The sequence below is a fragment of the Novosphingobium sp. CF614 genome (genome assembly GCF_900113255.1).
GTDB lineage: Bacteria > Pseudomonadota > Alphaproteobacteria > Sphingomonadales > Sphingomonadaceae > Novosphingobium.
Genome location: NZ_FOOR01000004.1, coordinates 22,762 through 38,026 on the forward strand (window position 1 = coordinate 22,762; position 15,265 = coordinate 38,026).

The window sequence follows — 15,265 nt, forward strand, 5'->3', positions numbered from 1 at the left end:
GTATCAGCAATCGCGATCCCAATAACGGTCGCCATTGCGGTCATAGCGGTAGCAGCCCCGGTCCTTCTTCTTCACCTGCGAACCGGCAACGGCGCCTGCCGCGGCGCCGATCGCCGCGCCGGTCCCGGCATCGCCGCCGCTGAGCGCGCCGACGCCCGCGCCCAGCGCACCGCCTGCAAGCGCACCTTCGCCGCCGTAGTTGCTGGCACAGCCCGCCATGCCGAGGGCGCCCGCCATGAAAAGCGGTAGAATGAGCTTGCGCATCGAAGTCCTCCGAGAAACTCTGGGTATACCCGAATCAACGGAGCAACGCGCGCGCGGTTCCTTCGCATGGAACGCATTATCGACGGCCCGCACCCGGTCATCCCGATTCGGGGCCGCGTGCGGTCCGTGAAAAGACATTCGTATCAAGCTTCTTTGGAGCGAGCCTCATCCATTCCCGCCGCCGTTGCGAGGCGGCAAAGCCGCCGAAGCCATCCAGGGCGAGCAAGAAACTGCCCCGGATTGCCGCACCGCCTTCGGCGGCTCGCAAAGACGAAACAAGGGCCGGAACCAGGGGAGCAAGATTCCGACCAATGGATTTTGGTATCAGTCCGGCTTCTTGGCCACCGCCACCATGGCCGGGCGCAGCAGGCGGTCCTTTATCATGTAGCCTGCCTGCAGCTCCTGCACCACCGTGCCCGGCTCCGCGTCGGCCGAGGGAAGCTCGATCATGGCCTGGTGCTGGTTGGGATCGAGCGGCAGGCCCATGGCCGCGATGCGGCTGATGCCGTGGGCGCCGAACACCTTGTCGATCTCGCGCCCGGTCGCCTCGATCCCGGCGACGAGATTCTTCATCTTGTCGTCCTCGCGCAGTTCGGCGGGAATCGAGGAAAGCGCGCGGGACAGGTTGTCGGCAACCGAAAGAATGTCGCGGGCGAACCCGGTCGCGGCATAGGCGCGGGCATCCGCGATGTCCTTCTCCAGCCGGCGGCGCACGTTCTGGGTTTCCGCGCGGGCGTAGAGCACGTCCTGCCTGGCCACTTCCAGTTCCTCGCGCAGCTTGGCGAGTTCTTCGTCCTCACCCCTGTTGTCGAGCATTTCCTCGGGCACACCCTTCAGTTCTTCGGCCACGGCCACGTCTTCGGGCGGCTGCGTCTTGTCTTCGGTCATTCTTCCAATGTTCCAGCTATCCGATGAGCTTGCCCAGGCTCTGGGCAGTGAAATCCACCATGGGGACAACCCGCGCATAATTCAACCGAGTCGGTCCGATAACCCCCACCACGCCGACCACGCGCCCTTCGCGATCACGATAGGGCGAGGCGATGACCGAGGAACCCGAAAGCGCGAAGAGGCGGTTTTCCGAACCGATGAAGATGCGCGTCGATCGCGCCTCGCGGGCCATGTCCAGCAGATCGGCGACCGATTGCTTGTTCTCGAGATCGTCGAGCAGCGAACGGACGCGTTCCAGGTCCGAAATCGCGCTTTCGTCGAGCAGGTTGGCCTGCCCGCGCACGATCAGCACCCGGCGCTGCATGGCATCCTCGGTCCAGACGGCAAGGCCGCGCTCGACAAGGTCGCGGCTGGCGGCATCGAGCGCCGATTTACCCGAATCGATCTCTGTGCGCATCGCCCGGGCCGCTTCGGCGAGCGTGCGCCCGGCAAGCCGCGCGGAAATGTAGTTGGACGCTTCTTCCAGTGCGCCGGGCGGCAGGCTGACGGGCAAGTCCACCACCCGGTTTTCGACCGCCCCGTCCTCGCCGACCAGCACCGCCAGCGCCCGGTCCGGGGCCAGGGGCACCATCTGCAAGTGCATCAGGCGCGGTTCGCGCCGGGGCACCATGACCACCCCCGCGCCTGAAGAGAGACTGGAAAGCAGCGTGCTCGTCGCCTCCAGCGCCGCCTCGATCGGGCCCGGCGCGGCAATGCGGCTTTCGATGGCCAGGCGCTCCTCGGCGGTCGGCTCGGCCACTTGCATGATGCCGTCCACGAACAGCCGCAATCCCGCGTCGGTCGGCAGCCGGCCCGCGCTGGTATGTGGCGCGGCGAGCAGCCCCAGCCCTTCCAGGTCGGCCAGCACCGACCGGATCGAGGCCGAGGACAGATTCACGCCCCCCGGCCCCGCGAGCGTCTTCGAGCCAACCGGCGATCCCGTTTCGAGATAGCCTTCCACCACGAGCCGGAAGATCTCGCGTGCGCGCAGGGTCAATTCGGTGATGGGCGGTGTGGGCATCCGATGCAATTTAGGCATAAGGCTTGCAGCCTCAAGCCTTATGCGCAATGGGCGCCCGGTAATCGACGATCCAGTCGATATAACGTTCACGACAAGGAATTCCCATGCGACCTTCCGGCCGTGCGCCCGACGAGATGCGCGCCATCGATATCCAGACCGGTTTCACCAAGCACGCCGAGGGATCGGTGCTGATTTCCTTCGGCGATACCCGCGTGCTGGTGACGGCCTCGGTCGAGGAAAAGGTGCCGCCGTTCCTGCGCGGCAAGAGCGAAGGCTGGGTAACGGCGGAGTATTCGATGCTGCCGCGCGCCACCCACACGCGCGGCAGCCGCGAGGCGGCCAAGGGCAAGCAGTCCGGTCGCACCCAGGAAATCCAGCGCCTGATCGGCCGTTCCCTGCGCGCAGTGGTCGACATGAAGAAGCTTGGAGAACGGCAGATCGTGCTCGACTGCGACGTGATCCAGGCCGACGGCGGCACCCGCACCGCCTCGATCTCGGGCGCATGGGTCGCACTGCGTCTTGCGGTCGACAAGCTGATGGCGGACGGCAAGATCAAGGAAGACCCGATCCAGGGCCGCGTCGCCGCGATCTCCTGTGGTATCCATACCGGCACCCCGGTGCTCGACCTCGACTATATCGAGGATTCCTCGGCTGACGCGGACGCCAACTTCGTGCTGATCGAGGGCGGCAAGATCGCCGAGGCACAGGCCACCGCCGAGGGTGCCTGCTACGACGAGGAAGGCCTGCTGCGCCTGCTGCGCCTGGCCCGCATCGGCTGCGATCGCATATTCGCGGCGCAGGCCAAGGCGGTGGGAAGATAAGGCCATCGGTCGTTTCGAGAAAATGGGAAGGCCAAGGAGCGGTGATGCGCAAACTCGATAGCAAACGCCTCGTCATCGCCACGCACAACGCGGGCAAGCTCAAGGAAATCGGCGCCTTGCTCGCGCCCTACGGGATGGAGTGCCTTTCCGCCGGCCAGCTCGGCCTGCCCGAACCGGCGGAGACCGGCAAGACTTTCGCCGAGAACGCGCTCATCAAGGCCCATGCCGCCGCCAAGGCCGCGCAGCTTCCGGCGCTGGCCGACGACAGCGGATTGTCCGTCACCGCGCTCGGCGGCCGGCCCGGCGTCTACACCGCCGACTGGGCCGAACGTCAATGGTTCGAGGGCGATCCCGGCCGCGACTGGTACATGGCGATGGGCAAGGTCGAGGGGCTGCTGTGCGAGCAGGGCCCTGATGTCGAGCGTTCCTGCTGGTTTTCCTGCGTCCTTGCCATCGCGTGGCCCGAAGGGGACGACGCGGTCTACGAAGGCCGCGTGAACGGCACCTTTTCGTGGCCGCCGCGCGGGACGATGGGCTTCGGCTACGATCCGATCTTCGTGCCCGAGGGACACGACATGAGCTTCGCCCAGCTCGCTCCCGAGGAAAAGCACCGGATCAGCCACCGCGCCGATGCTTTCGCCAAGCTGGTCGCGGAGCAATTCGGCCGCTAGGCAGGGCACATGGCCCGCGCCCTCTACATTCACTGGCCGTTCTGCCTCGCCAAGTGCCCTTACTGCGACTTCAACAGCCATGTCCGCGAGCGGGTGGATCATGCGCGGTGGGAGCAGGCCCTGCTCACCGAGATGCGGCACGAGCGCGCGATGGTGAACGACGAACCGCTGGAAAGCGTGTTCTTCGGCGGCGGTACGCCGTCACTGATGCCCCCCGCTCTCGTCGAGCGCCTGCTGGCGGAGGCCGAGCGGCTCTGGGGTTTCGCGCCGGGCATCGAGATCACCCTGGAAGGCAATCCCTCCTCGGTAGAGGCGGCGAACTATGCCGCGCTCGCGCGTGCCGGAGTCAACCGCGTCTCGCTCGGCCTGCAGGCGCTAGATGACGAGACCTTGCGATTTCTCGGCCGGCTGCACGACGCCGCCGAGGGGCTTGCCGCACTCGACGTGGCGCAGCGCCATTTCGCGCGTGTCTCGTTCGATCTCATCTACGCCCGTCCGGGGCAGGCGAGCGAACAGTGGCGGGCGGAACTTTCGCGCGCGCTGGCGCTGGGCACCGGACACCTCTCGCTTTATCAGCTCACCATCGAACCGGGAACGCGGTTCGAGACCATGGTGCGCAAGCGGCAGTTCGCGCCGCTCGACGAGGATGCCTGCGCCGACATGTTCGCGCTCACGCGCGAAATGACCGCCGCTGCCGGCCTGCCCGCCTATGAGGTGAGCAATCATGCCCGGCCGGGCGAGGAAAGCCGCCATAATCTCGCCTACTGGCGATATCAGGACTATTGCGGGATCGGCCCCGGCGCCCATGGACGACGCATGGGAGAGGCGACCGTGCGCCATCGCAAGCCGGAGAACTGGCTGGAGGCGGTCGCGGCATCGCGGAACGGCATCGTCGAGGCACGTTCGCTCGGCCAGCGGGAACAGGCCAGCGAAGCCATGCTGATGGGGCTGCGCCTGCACGAGGGGGTGGACCTTCACGCCGTGGCGTCGCGCTTCGGCCTCGATCCGGGGGACCTGCGCGACGCGGCGAAGGCGTGGTTCTACCAGCAACAGGGCCTGGTTCGACAGGAAGGATCACACCTGGTCGTGACCGAGGCTGGCATGCCGCTGCTCGACGGCCTGCTGGGCGAACTGGTCCCCGCCGCGCTGGTGGCGACGTGACCAAGGCCGATCTTCTGGAGGCCTGGGGCGGCCACCTCGCGCAAGGGCGACGGCGCAGCCCGCATACCGTGCGTGCCTATGTCGCCACGGCGGCGCGGCTGCTCGACGCGCTGGGCGAAACCGACTGGGCAGCGCTCGCCCGCCTGGAGGCGGGCGACTTGCGCCGGCAGCTTGCGGCGCGGCGGCAGGACGGGATCGGCAACGTCTCGGCCGCGCGCGAACTTTCGGCGCTCAAAGGCTTCCTTGCCTTCGCGCGCGCGCGCGCCGGCGTGAATGACGCCATGCCGCCGCGCCTGCGCGGCCCGCGCGTCAAGAAGGGCCTGCCGCGCCCTGTCACCCCCGACGAGGCGGTGAACCTGGCCGCGACGGTGGAGGAAGACGCCCGCGAACCCTGGATCGGCGCGCGCGACCGCGCCGTGCTGCTGCTGCTCTACGGCGCCGGCCTGCGCATTGCCGAGGCGCTTTCGCTGGCCGGCGCGGCGGTGCCGCTGGGCGAAACGCTGATCGTGACAGGCAAGGGCGGCAAGCAGCGCATGGTCCCGATCCTGCCGATCGTGCGCGACGGCGTGACCGATTACCTCACCAAGTGCCCCTGGCCGCTGGAACGTGACAAGGCGCTGTTCCGGGGCGCCAAGGGCGGCCCGCTGTCGCAGGGCATGGTGCAGAAAGCGATGGCGCGCGCGCGGATCGCGCTGGGCCTGCCCGTGACGGCGACCCCGCACGCGCTGCGCCACAGCTTTGCCACCCACCTGCTGGGCGCCGGCGCGGACCTGCGGAGCCTGCAGGAACTGCTCGGCCACGCCTCGCTCGGCTCGACGCAGATCTACACCCGGGTGGACGCGGCAACCCTGCTTGACGTCTATCGCAACGCTCATCCCAGGGAACAGGGTTGAAGCCGGTCAGCCTCCGGTTTCGTCGGTGGCGAGCAGGACTTTCCAGATCAGGCCGCCCAGCGCAGCGCCCACCAGTGGCGCCAGCCAGAACAGCCAGAGCTGCTCAAGCGCACCGGTCTCAGCGAAGATCGCGACGCCGGTGGAGCGCGCGGGGTTCACCGAGGTATTGGTCACTGGAATCGAGATCAGGTGGATCAGCGTCAGCGCCAGGCCGATGGCGATCGGCGCGAACCCGGCGGGCACCAGCTTTGAAGTCGATCCCAGGATCACGATGAGGAAGCCCGCCGTCAGGATCATCTCGATCAGCAGCGCGGCCTGCATCGCGTAACCGCCCGGCGAGAGATCGCCATACCCGTTGGAGGCGAAGCCGCCCGGCGCGAAACCCGCCTTGCCCGAAGCGATGGCGAAAAGCGCGGCGCCCGCGACGACCGCACCGATCACTTGCGCGATCCAGTAGGGCACAAGGTCCTTCCAGGCGAACCGGCCGCCCACAGCAAGCCCGAACGAGACGGCGGGATTGAAATGCCCGCCCGAAATGCCCCCGACCGCGTAGGCCATGGTCAGGACGGTGAGTCCGAAGGCCAGCGACACGCCGGTAAAGCCGATCCCGAGTTCCGGAAATGCCGCCGCCAGCACCGCCGAACCGCAGCCACCGAACACCAGCCAGAAAGTACCGAAAAATTCGGCCGCGAGTTTCTTCACCATTAGCCCCTCTCCTCAGGTTGCCGCCGGGAGAATAGCTCAATATTCACCACGCGCAAATCCGCACGGACGATTGTCGCGCCAGTGAAGTCCGGCGTGAAGTCCGGCGTAAAGTCCGGGCCGTCACATCGCGGCGTGGCGCGCCTCGATCGCCTCCCAGATGCGCGCGCCGGTATCGGTTCCGTTGAAACGGTCGATCGCGACGATGCCGGTGGGCGAGGTGACGTTGATCTCGGTGAGCCACTTGCCGCCGATCACGTCGATCCCGACGAAGACGAGCCCCCGCGCCTTGAGCTGCGGCCCCAGCACGGCGCAGATTTGCTCTTCCGCCGCAGTGAGTTCGCTCGCCTCCGCCGAACCGCCGACCGCGAGATTGGAGCGGAACTCGCCCTCGCCCGGCCGGCGGTTGATGGCGCCGGCGAATTCTCCGTCGACCAGGACGATGCGCTTGTCGCCGGCGCTGACTTCGGGAAGGAAGGGCTGGACCATGAACGGCTCAACCCAGGCGTTCTGGAACATCTCCACCAGCGCGCCCAGGTTGCTGCCGTCGGCGGGAACGCGGAACACCGCCTTGCCGCCGTTGCCGTGGAGCGGCTTGACGACGAGATCGCCCGCCAGCCCCTTGTCCAGCATTCGTTGCTGGAACCGGCGCACGTCCTCGATCCGGCGCGCGATGAAAGTCGGCGGCATGAACCGCGCGAAATCGAGCACGAAGACCTTCTCGGGTGCATTACGCACCGAGGCGGGATCGTTGACCACCAGCGTCTGCCCGGCAAGCCGTTCCAGCAGGTGAGTGGCGGTGATGTACCCCAGGTCGAAGGGCGGATCCTGGCGCATCAGCACCACGTCGATATCCGCCACCAGATCGATCAGCCGATACTCGCCGCGCGTGAAATGCGTGCCCCCCGCGCGCTGTACGGTGACCGGCACTCCCCAGCAGGTCAGCCGCCCGCCGGCACCCTCGGAGGTATCGTAGGCGAGCGTGCGCACGTCATAGTGGAACAGCGCATGCCCGCGCGCCTGCGCCGCCAGCATCAGCGCGAACGAGGAATCCCCGGCGATGTTGATGCTTTCGAGCGGGTCCATCTGGACGGCGATGCGTAAGGTCATGGGATTGTGGTCCTGCGGATTGCTGCCGGGCGTTCGCTTAGTCGGATTTGCGCGCAGGCGCGACAGGTTTCGGGAATGGTCGCCGTCCTGGGCCCGCCCCCGGGACGGCGCGGATTGTACGGGATCAATTCAGTCAGCTTCCCGGCTGCCAGGCGTTGACGATCCGGCGCGGCCAGCAACCTGGCGCGATCAGCATCACGTCCACCCGCTGGGCATCCCCCGGCTTCGCGAAACGCGGCGCCAAGGCCTCCGCCGCGGCGGCCACCCGCCGCAGGCGCGGGAGGGAGATGGCGGTGTCCAGTTCAGCCTTCGTCCGCCGCCATTTCACTTCGACGAAGCACAGCGTCCGCCCCCGCCGGGCCACGATGTCAACCTCACCGCGCGGAGTCTTGACGCGGCGGGCCAGCACGCGCCAGCCGGTGACGAGCAGGAACAGTTCCGCCAGCCGCTCGCCCCGCCGCCCGTCGCGTTCGGCCCGGTCACGTTGGCTTTTCGTGCGCCGACTCACTTGAGCTCCATCGCGCGGGCATAGAGCGCCTTGCGGTCCAGCCCGGTGGCCCGGGCCACTTGGGCCGCCGCCTGCGAAGGCTTGGCATCCGCCAGTGCCGTCCGCAGCAGCGCGTCGACATCGATGTCGCCGGCCGGCTCCTCCAGCGGCGGCGCCACCAGCAGCACGATCTCCCCGCGGGGCGGATGGGCCGCATAGTGCCCGGCAAGCTCGCCGGGCGTGCCGCTGCGGCATTCCTCGAACTTCTTGGTCAATTCGCGCGCGACCGCGACTTCGCGGCCCGGCAGCACCGCCGCGATCGCCGCAAGCGCCGCTTCCAGGCGCGGGGCGGTTTCGTAGAACACCAGCGTCGCCGGCACCCCTGCCAGCTCCGCCAGCGCCTCCTCACGCGCCTTGGCCTTGTTGGGCAGGAACCCGGCGAACAGGAAACGGTCGTTGGGCAGGCCCGAAAGCGTCATCGCCAGGACCGCCGCGTTCGGCCCCGGCAGGCTGGTCACTGCAATCCCCCGCTCGCGCGCCGTGCGCACCAGGCGATAGCCGGGATCGGAAATCAGCGGCGTTCCCGCGTCGCTGACCAGCGCCACCGCCTCGCTTTCCATCAGCGCCAGCAGGCGCTCGCGGTCGCCCTCCCCGGCGTGATCGTCATAGCGGATCATCCGCTTCTTGATGCCCAGGTGGTGGAGCAGTTTTCCCGTCACCCGCGTATCCTCGCAGGCGACCGCACCGACGCCGCGCAACACATCGACCGCGCGCAACGTTATATCACCCAGGTTGCCAATCGGGGTTGCCACTATATACAGCCCCGGCGAAAGCGAATGTTCCATCACGGGACTCATGGCCAAGGACCCAGGGAGCGGCAAGAGATGTTCGACAAACGCCTGAATTCTCGCCGGATTTGGCGGACAGATCGGCGAAATCTCGTTGCCGCCGGGGTGCTGGCGGTGCTGGCCGGATGTACCGTGGTGCCCAAGGCCCCGACGCCGACGACGCCGCCCCCCGCCCCCAAGCCGAGCGAAAGCGTGATCCCGGTCGACACCGAACGGCACCGCATCGCCCTGCTGGTCCCCCTCACCGGCGGCAACAGCGCCGTCGGCCAGTCGATCGCCAATGCCGCCAACATGGCGCTGCTCGATACCGGGGCCAAGAACCTGCGGGTGACCACTTACGATACCGGAACCAATCCCGCCGAAGCCGCGCAGCGCGCCATAGCCGACGGCAACAAGCTGATTCTCGGTCCGTTGCTTTCGGACGACGTTCCCGCTGTCGCCGCCGTCGTCCGGCCGGCCAAGGTCCCGCTGATATCGTTCTCCAACGACGAGTCGGCGGCCACCCGGGACGTGTTCATCATGGGCAACCTGCCTGGCCAATCGATCGCGCGCACGGTCAACTACGCCCGCTCCCAAGGCATTTCCGCCTTCGCCGCGCTGGTCCCGCGCGGCGAATACGGCGACCGGGCCAGCAGTGTCCTGCTCGAATCGGTGCGCAGTGCCGGCGGCACCGTCATCGCCATGGAACCCTATGACCGCACCGCCGCCTCGATCAGCACGGCGGTGAACCGGATCAAGGCCAAGAGCGGCTACGGCGCGCTGCTCATCGCCGATGGCGGCAGCCTGTCCGGCAAGGCGGCGGCATCGTTCCGCGCGCGCGGCGGCAATGCCAACGTGCGCCTGCTCGGCACCGAACTGTGGAGCGGCGAACGCGAACTGACAACCACGCCGGCGCTGAACGGAGCGTGGTTCTCGACGGTCTCCGACCAGCGCTTCGCCCAGTTTTCCAAAAGCTACCGCTCGCGCTTCGGTGCGCAGCCGTTCCGGATCGCCACGCTGGGCTACGACGCGGTGCTGCTGACGCTGCGCGTCGCGCGCGAATGGAAGCTGGGCAAGGATTTTCCGGTGCCGCAAATGCTCGACAGCGGCGGGTTCCTCGGTCTTGACGGCCCGTTCCGCTTCACGCGCGGCGGCATCGTCGAACGCGCGCTCGAAGTGCGCGAGGTGGAAGCCGGCTCGGTCAAAGTAATCAGCCCCGCGCCCACCAAGTTCGGCGAGTAGGCGCCGGCAGCCCCCATGGGCGAACCCGGGACGACGGTTGCGGATAAGCGCGGATCCCCGCTTGATCGCGGATTCCGGCCCTGCGTATAGTCGCGGCCATGGCCGATGACCTGTTCGACAAGCTCCCCACCGCCGGCGGGGAATCCTACGATGGTTCCGCGATCGAAGTGCTGGAAGGGCTTGAGCCGGTCCGGCGGCGCCCCGGCATGTATATCGGCGGCACCGACGAGCGCGCCCTGCACCACCTCGCCGCCGAAGTGCTCGACAACGCGATGGACGAGGCGGTGGCCGGCCACGCCAACCGCATCGAAGTGACGCTGGAGGAGGAGTCGGGCACTCCCGGGCGCCTGACCGTCATCGACAACGGGCGCGGCATTCCCATTGACGAGCACCCCAAGTTTCCTGGCAAGTCGGCGCTGGAGGTGATCCTTTCCACGCTCCATTCGGGGGGCAAGTTCTCCGGCAAGGCCTATGCCACTTCCGGGGGTCTGCACGGCGTGGGCATCTCGGTGGTCAACGCGCTCTCGGCGAAGACCCGCATCGAAGTGGCGCGCAACAAGGAACTCTATGCGCAGGAATTCTCGCGCGGGGTGACGCTGGGGCCGATCGAGCGCGTCGGCGCCGCGCCCAACCGGCGCGGCACGGCGGTGACTTTCACCCCCGATACCGAGATCTTCGGGGAGCAGAAGTTCAAGCCCGCGCGGCTGTTCAAGCTGGCGCGGTCCAAGGCCTATCTCTTCGCCGGGGTGGAGATCCGCTGGAAATGCGCTCCCGCGCTCGCCTCCGACGATGCGCCGGCCGAAGCGACGTTCCAGTTCCCCGGCGGCCTGGCCGACCACCTGGTGGAGCAGATCGGCGGGCGCGAATGCGTGACCACGCAGGCCTTCTCCGGCAGCCAGGAGTTCCCGCGCGGCGAGGACGGAGCCGAACAGGGCCGCGTCGAATGGGCGATCGCCTGGCCGCTCTATTCGGACGGCGCCTATTCCTGGTACTGCAACACCATCCCGACTCCGGACGGCGGCACCCACGAACAGGGCCTGCGCGCCGCGCTGACCAAGGGCATCCGCGCCTTCGCCGAACTGGTCGGCCAGAAGAAGGCCAAGGACATCACCCCCGACGACGTGGTGACGGGCAGCGAAGTGATGCTTTCGGTGTTCATCCGCGATCCGCAGTTCCAGAGCCAGACCAAGGACCGCCTGACCAGCCTGGAAGCCGCGCGCCTGGTCGAAAACGCGGTGCGCGACCACTTCGACCATTTCCTCACCGACAACCTCGATCGCGGCAAGGCGCTGCTGGGCGCGGTGATGGAGCGCATGGACGAGCGGCTGCGGCGCAAGGCGGAGCGGGAGGTCAAGCGCAAGACCGCCACCAACGCACGCAAGCTGCGCCTGCCCGGCAAGCTCACCGACTGCTCCGGCGAAGGCAGCGGCGAGACCGAGCTGTTCATCGTGGAGGGGGACAGCGCGGGCGGATCGGCCAAGCACGCGCGCGACCGCAAGACGCAGGCGATCCTGCCGATCCGCGGCAAGATCCTCAACGTCGCCAGCGCCACGACCGACAAGATCCGCGCCAACCAGGAAATCGCCGACCTCGGCCTCGCGCTCGGCTGCGGCATGCGCAAGGACTGCAATCCCGACAACTTGCGCTACGACCGCATCGTCATCATGACCGACGCCGACGTGGACGGCGCACATATCGCGACGCTGCTGATGACGTTCTTCTTCCAGGAAATGCCGGAAGTGGTGCGGCGCGGGCACCTCTACCTCGCCCAGCCCCCGCTCTATCGCCTGACCAGCGGCTCGACTTCCGCCTACGCCCGCGATGACGCACACCGCGCCGAGCTGGAAGCGACGCAGTTCAAGGGCAAGAAAGTGGAAGTGGGCCGCTTCAAGGGCCTTGGCGAAATGAACCCCCAGCAACTGCGCGAAACGACGATGAGCCCCACGTCGCGCTCACTGATCCGCATCACCCTGCCCCCCGAATACGAAGGCCGCGCGGCCGTGAAGGACCTCGTCGACCGCCTGATGGGCCGCAACCCGGAACACCGCTTCATGTTCATCCAGAACCGGGCGGGAGAGATCGATCCCGAGTTGATTGATGCATGAGTGCACCGATCAACTCATCGCATCATGATTGCTGAGCCGCAGCCACAGGCACTTCCAGAACCTATGGTCGCGGCATAGCCGTTCGCCGGCCAGCAGGAGCAGACGCATCCGGTGGCTTGCCGATCGCTACCGCACCCGCTTGACGAACACCCCGCTCGCCCGCTTCTCCGTCGCGAAGTTCGGCAGCGACTGCACCAGTTCCGACAAGCGCGAGAAGCCGTAGCTCCTGGCGTCGAAGCTCGATCGGTTCGCCGCGCGCTGGCCGACTTCGGACAGGCTCGCATAGCCCTGCTCGTCGCGCTTGCTGGCTTTCCAAGCGTCGCCGAGCAGTTTGACCAGTTCGTCGTCCACCACCGGCTTTTCGGCGGGCCTGGCGACCGGATTGCCCGGGGCTTCCTCCTCCTCGGCCTCTACCATCGCGTCGAGGTCGATGAAGCGGGTGCAGGCCTCGCGGAAGGCCTCGGGGGTGCGGGCGGTGCCGAAGCCGTAGACCGGGGTGCCGTTCTGACGGATGCGGATGGCGAGCGGCATGAAGTCGCTGTCGCTGGTCATCAGCCCGAAGCCGTCGACGTGGCCGCCATAGAGCAGGTCCATGGCATCGATGGTCATCTTCATGTCGGTGGCGTTCTTGCCCTTGGTGAGGTCGAACTGCTGCTGCGGCTCCAGCGCGTGGCGGTGGACCAGCGCCGACCAGCCCTTGAGCGCCGGCTTGCTCCAGTTGCCATAGACGCGCCGCACGTTGACGGTGCCCAGGTCCCCCAGGATCGTCAGCGCCGCGTCGAGCGTCGCGGGCGAGGCGTTGTCCGCGTCGATCAGCAGGGCGATGTTGCGGCTCTGGCGGGGTCTGTCGGTGGCCACGGTCAATTTCCTTCCTCCGCCGGAGTGGTTGCCCGGCGCGCGATGATGGCGAAGAGCAGCGCCAGTACCAGAGGCATCGTCGGTACGCCAAGCTCCAGCGCCAGCGGCCGAGCGAAGGCCGGGGCGACGAAGGCGAGCGTGATCGCCAGCTTCTCCCAGTCGCGAAACCCCGTGCGCAGCCCCTCCCCCGCCAGCCATAGCAGCGGGAAGCCCAGCAGCACCATGTCGTAGTCCAGCACGAAGGGCGTCGCCAGCGGCGCACCGGCGAGCATGGCGGCGCCCAGCCCTGGGGACCAGCCCCGCCCCCAGACGGCACGGGCCAGCAGCAGTACCGCGAAAAGCGCCGCCGCTCCCTGCGCCGCGTAGGCGGCCAGGACCGGCGCGCCGAGCAACCTGAGGGCGGCGAACGGACTCACCATCTTGCCGAAGGGCACCGTGCCCGCCTCCATCGCCGCCCGCGCCCGCCCGCTCGCGGCCAGCCATTCGCTCCATACGCCGGGCCCGAATGCCAGCGTGGCGAAGCCGGCGAGCGCCAGCGCCGTCACCGCGGCGACCGCGATCACTTTCCATTCGCGGGTCAGCAGCAGCGCCAGCGGCACCAGCGGCCCGAACTGCGGCTTGATGGTGGCAAGGCCAAGCAGCACGCCCGCCATCACCGGCCGAGTGGGCACCAGCCAGGCCGCGAGGCCGAGCAGGCCGGCGACGAGGAACGATGTCTGCCCATGGGTCACGACGATCGGCACCGCCGGAAAGGCGAGAAACGGCAGCCAAAGCGGCATGTCCGGCAGCGACGCTTTCCACCATGCCCGCAAGGCGAGCAGATGGAACGCCCCCGTCGCCAGCAGCCAGGCACCGAGCGCCGGAAAGTAGCCCAGCAGCCCCAGCGGCCAGCACAGCGGCAGGAACACCGGCGGGTAGAAGAACGCGGTATAGCCGTCCCCCGAAGCGAAATAGGCACGCTGCGCGGCCATGTGCGCAGCCGCGTCGTAGACCTCGCCCCCGACATGCAACATCCGCCCCGAGGTCCAGAAACCGATGAAATCGCTGCCGAGCAGAAAACCGTTGCGATCCACGCCGCCGCGCGATGTCGCCACCAGGAAGGCCAGCATGGCCAGGTTGAGCACGGCAAGCAGCCGCAAGTAACCCATGGCACGCGCGCGGCCGAGCCAGTCCATCCGTCGCAGGAAATCCCCCATCGCGCGCTTGTGCCGTGGCCGACAGGGGTTGTCCATGACGCTTCGTTCGATCATCCGCGAACCATCTTGCCTTGCTGCGTCGCACAACATAGGGCTTGATGGCATAGTCAAGCGGACAGGATCAGCCGATGCAGCGTTTCGAGGGAACCAGCAACTACGTCGCCACCGACGATCTGAAAGTCGCGGTCAATGCCGCGGTGCTGCTGCGCCGCCCCTTGCTGGTCAAGGGCGAGCCCGGCACCGGCAAGACCGTCTTGGCCGAACAGATCGCCGCCGCGCTCGGCGCTCCGCTCATCACCTGGAACGTCAAGTCCACCACCAAGGCGCACCAGGGCCTCTACGAATACGACGCGGTCGCCCGCCTGCGCGACGGACAACTGGGCGACGCCCGCGTGCACGACATCTCCAACTACATCCGCAAGGGCAAGCTGTGGGAGGCCTTCACTTCGCCCGAACTGCCCGTGCTGCTGATCGACGAGGTCGACAAGGCCGATATCGAGTTTCCCAACGACCTGCTGGCCGAACTCGATCGCATGGCCTTCGACGTCTACGAGACCGGCGAGCACATCGCCGCGGTGGAGCGGCCGATCGTCGTCATTACATCGAACAACGAGAAGGACCTGCCCGACGCCTTCCTGCGCCGCTGCTTCTTCCACTACATCAAGTTCCCCGACCGCGAGACGATGGAAGCGATCATCGACGTGCACTTCCCCGGCATCCAGAAGACGCTGGTGCGCAAGGCGATGGAAGTGTTCTACGAACTGCGCGAGGTGCCGGGCCTGAAGAAGAAGCCTTCCACCAGCGAACTGCTCGACTGGCTCAAGCTGCTGCTGAACGAGGACATGCCGCTCGACGTGCTGCAGAACCAGGACCCTAGCAAGGCGATCCCGCCGCTCCACGGAGCGCTGCTGAAGAACGAGCAGGACGTGATGCTGTTCGAACGGCTGGCCTTCATGGCGCGGCGCGGCGGATAGGATCGA

At 67.5% G+C, this 15,265-nt stretch carries 16 protein-coding genes; 7 read left to right on the forward strand and 9 right to left on the reverse strand.

What is annotated here, in order from left to right; genetic code table 11:
* Positions 1-3 precede the first annotated feature (3 nt).
* The 3 genes from BM052_RS06205 to hrcA form a co-directional block, all read right to left on the reverse strand.
* Positions 4-264 carry a YMGG-like glycine zipper-containing protein gene (locus BM052_RS06205; protein WP_091144546.1) on the reverse strand — a complete coding sequence of 87 codons (261 nt, stop codon included), beginning with the start codon at positions 262-264 and terminating at the stop codon, positions 4-6.
* A gap of 324 nt (positions 265-588) precedes the next feature.
* Positions 589-1,152 (reverse strand): nucleotide exchange factor GrpE, encoded by a 564-nt coding sequence (locus BM052_RS06210; protein WP_091144549.1) that lies wholly within the window; start codon positions 1,150-1,152, stop codon positions 589-591.
* A 16-nt stretch (positions 1,153-1,168) separates the two neighbouring features.
* Positions 1,169-2,212, reverse strand: a complete 1,044-nt coding sequence (gene hrcA / locus BM052_RS06215) for a heat-inducible transcriptional repressor HrcA (RefSeq protein WP_091144550.1) — start codon at positions 2,210-2,212, stop codon at positions 1,169-1,171.
* Positions 2,213-2,316: 104 nt separating this feature from the next.
* On the opposite strand from hrcA, the gene rph reads away from it, so the two are divergent.
* Genes rph through BM052_RS06235 form a run of 4 tightly spaced genes read left to right on the forward strand, consistent with a single transcriptional unit; the run spans position 2,317 to position 5,758 of the window.
* Complete coding sequence (rph, locus tag BM052_RS06220; RefSeq protein WP_091144553.1) at positions 2,317-3,033, forward strand: ribonuclease PH; 717 nt, start codon at positions 2,317-2,319, stop codon at positions 3,031-3,033.
* Positions 3,034-3,077: 44 nt separating this feature from the next.
* The gene (gene rdgB, locus BM052_RS06225; protein ID WP_369821500.1) at positions 3,078-3,704 is read left to right on the forward strand and encodes an RdgB/HAM1 family non-canonical purine NTP pyrophosphatase; all 627 of its coding nucleotides are present in this window, start codon (positions 3,078-3,080) and stop codon (positions 3,702-3,704) included.
* A gap of 9 nt (positions 3,705-3,713) precedes the next feature.
* A complete protein-coding gene (gene hemW / locus BM052_RS06230; protein ID WP_091144558.1) occupies positions 3,714-4,865 on the forward strand; it encodes a radical SAM family heme chaperone HemW in 1,152 nt (383 codons plus the stop codon).
* The gene (locus tag BM052_RS06235) at positions 4,862-5,758 is read left to right on the forward strand and encodes a tyrosine recombinase XerC (protein ID WP_091144559.1); all 897 of its coding nucleotides are present in this window, start codon (positions 4,862-4,864) and stop codon (positions 5,756-5,758) included. The genes hemW and BM052_RS06235 overlap by 4 nt, the downstream gene beginning before the upstream one ends.
* Before the next feature lie 6 nt (positions 5,759-5,764).
* On the opposite strand, the gene aqpZ is transcribed toward BM052_RS06235, so the two are convergent.
* From aqpZ to rsmI, 4 genes are all read right to left on the reverse strand, one after another.
* The gene (gene aqpZ, locus BM052_RS06240; RefSeq protein ID WP_091144561.1) at positions 5,765-6,463 is read right to left on the reverse strand and encodes an aquaporin Z; all 699 of its coding nucleotides are present in this window, start codon (positions 6,461-6,463) and stop codon (positions 5,765-5,767) included.
* Positions 6,464-6,583: 120 nt separating this feature from the next.
* Positions 6,584-7,570, reverse strand: coding sequence for a glutathione synthase (gene gshB / locus BM052_RS06245; protein ID WP_091144564.1), 987 nt, complete (start codon positions 7,568-7,570; stop codon positions 6,584-6,586).
* Between the two features lie 133 nt (positions 7,571-7,703).
* On the reverse strand, positions 7,704-8,078 hold the full coding sequence (locus tag BM052_RS06250) for a YraN family protein (RefSeq protein ID WP_091144567.1): 375 nt from the start codon (positions 8,076-8,078) through the stop codon (positions 7,704-7,706).
* Positions 8,075-8,902: a 16S rRNA (cytidine(1402)-2'-O)-methyltransferase gene (rsmI, locus tag BM052_RS06255; RefSeq protein WP_091145009.1), complete on the reverse strand. Its 828-nt coding sequence runs from the start codon at positions 8,900-8,902 to the stop codon at positions 8,075-8,077. Before rsmI ends, BM052_RS06250 begins: the two co-directional genes overlap by 4 nt.
* Before the next feature lie 39 nt (positions 8,903-8,941).
* Between rsmI and BM052_RS06260 the strand changes: the two genes are divergently transcribed.
* Together BM052_RS06260 and parE are read left to right on the forward strand one after the other, a co-directional pair.
* The gene (locus BM052_RS06260; protein WP_091144568.1) at positions 8,942-10,126 is read left to right on the forward strand and encodes a penicillin-binding protein activator; all 1,185 of its coding nucleotides are present in this window, start codon (positions 8,942-8,944) and stop codon (positions 10,124-10,126) included.
* Positions 10,127-10,224: 98 nt separating this feature from the next.
* Positions 10,225-12,231 (forward strand): DNA topoisomerase IV subunit B, encoded by a 2,007-nt coding sequence (gene parE, locus BM052_RS06265; RefSeq protein ID WP_091144571.1) that lies wholly within the window; start codon positions 10,225-10,227, stop codon positions 12,229-12,231.
* A gap of 126 nt (positions 12,232-12,357) precedes the next feature.
* Here parE and BM052_RS06270 read toward each other — a convergent pair whose 3' ends face one another.
* Both BM052_RS06270 and BM052_RS06275 read right to left on the reverse strand, forming a co-directional pair.
* Positions 12,358-13,089 (reverse strand): NYN domain-containing protein, encoded by a 732-nt coding sequence (locus BM052_RS06270; protein WP_177198356.1) that lies wholly within the window; start codon positions 13,087-13,089, stop codon positions 12,358-12,360.
* A 2-nt stretch (positions 13,090-13,091) separates the two neighbouring features.
* Positions 13,092-14,339, reverse strand: a complete 1,248-nt coding sequence (locus tag BM052_RS06275; protein ID WP_255405994.1) for a glycosyltransferase family 87 protein — start codon at positions 14,337-14,339, stop codon at positions 13,092-13,094.
* 74 nt (positions 14,340-14,413) lie between these two features.
* Here BM052_RS06275 and BM052_RS06280 point away from each other — a divergent pair, with 74 nt between their 5' ends.
* Positions 14,414-15,259, forward strand: a complete 846-nt coding sequence (locus BM052_RS06280) for an AAA family ATPase (RefSeq protein WP_091144575.1) — start codon at positions 14,414-14,416, stop codon at positions 15,257-15,259.
* Positions 15,260-15,265: the final 6 nt, after the last annotated feature.

What these genes read in the sequence shown, in the direction of transcription:
- BM052_RS06205 (WP_091144546.1), bottom strand. Translation starts at nt 264, where the DNA reads ATGCGCAAGCTCATTCTACCGCTTTTCATGGCGGGCGCCCTCGGCATG.
- BM052_RS06210 (WP_091144549.1), bottom strand. Translation starts at nt 1,152, where the DNA reads ATGACCGAAGACAAGACGCAGCCGCCCGAAGACGTGGCCGTGGCCGAA.
- hrcA (WP_091144550.1), bottom strand. Translation starts at nt 2,212, where the DNA reads ATGCCCACACCGCCCATCACCGAATTGACCCTGCGCGCACGCGAGATC.
- rph (WP_091144553.1), top strand. Translation starts at nt 2,317, where the DNA reads ATGCGACCTTCCGGCCGTGCGCCCGACGAGATGCGCGCCATCGATATC.
- rdgB (WP_369821500.1), top strand. Translation starts at nt 3,078, where the DNA reads ATGCGCAAACTCGATAGCAAACGCCTCGTCATCGCCACGCACAACGCG.
- hemW (WP_091144558.1), top strand. Translation starts at nt 3,714, where the DNA reads ATGGCCCGCGCCCTCTACATTCACTGGCCGTTCTGCCTCGCCAAGTGC.
- aqpZ (WP_091144561.1), bottom strand. Translation starts at nt 6,463, where the DNA reads ATGGTGAAGAAACTCGCGGCCGAATTTTTCGGTACTTTCTGGCTGGTG.
- gshB (WP_091144564.1), bottom strand. Translation starts at nt 7,570, where the DNA reads ATGACCTTACGCATCGCCGTCCAGATGGACCCGCTCGAAAGCATCAAC.
- rsmI (WP_091145009.1), bottom strand. Translation starts at nt 8,902, where the DNA reads ATGGAACATTCGCTTTCGCCGGGGCTGTATATAGTGGCAACCCCGATT.
- BM052_RS06260 (WP_091144568.1), top strand. Translation starts at nt 8,942, where the DNA reads ATGTTCGACAAACGCCTGAATTCTCGCCGGATTTGGCGGACAGATCGG.
- parE (WP_091144571.1), top strand. Translation starts at nt 10,225, where the DNA reads ATGGCCGATGACCTGTTCGACAAGCTCCCCACCGCCGGCGGGGAATCC.
- BM052_RS06275 (WP_255405994.1), bottom strand. Translation starts at nt 14,339, where the DNA reads ATGATCGAACGAAGCGTCATGGACAACCCCTGTCGGCCACGGCACAAG.
- BM052_RS06280 (WP_091144575.1), top strand. Translation starts at nt 14,414, where the DNA reads ATGCAGCGTTTCGAGGGAACCAGCAACTACGTCGCCACCGACGATCTG.